Below are 404 nucleotides of genomic sequence, written 5' to 3'. Positions count from 1 at the left end.
ATAAACTTCCTGTAATGGTTGCTGTTCCATACTGACTCCAGCCAGAACTGTTCATCCTTAAACCACTTGTGTGGGCATGAGCACCCGCGGCCCCTGTTGAACCGCTCAGACTGTGAGCATGAGCCCCCGTGTTATTCGTCGATTTGGTGCCGTAATCGAAACTGCCTGTTGTTTTCGTCCCGTAATCAAACGACGATGTGGTTTTCGTCCCCAAATCCGTACCGGATGCACTGGCACTGTGGGTGTGCGACTTAATTCCATCCTGTTCCTGAGACAATACAGCACGACCGCTGGCGGGTTTCCCCTTGATTGTCCAGCCTCGCATATCAGGAAGCACACCCGATGGATACGCGACAGCAAGTTTTGGGTAGGCTGATTTGTCAAACGCCTGCCCCTGCATCAGG

At 52.7% G+C, this 404-nt stretch carries 1 protein-coding gene; it reads right to left on the bottom strand.

Annotated elements, in window-relative coordinates; genetic code table 11:
- Positions 1-404 (bottom strand): tail fiber protein (locus DF185_RS23310; protein ID WP_133250157.1); only part of this gene is annotated, 404 nt, incomplete at both ends.

Origin of the sequence: Marinifilum breve (genome assembly GCF_003202155.1) — a bacterium.
GTDB lineage: Bacteria > Bacteroidota > Bacteroidia > Bacteroidales > Marinifilaceae > Marinifilum > Marinifilum breve.
Note: the sequence above shows the minus strand (reverse complement) of the source record. Positions and strands in the feature narration are given on the sequence as shown.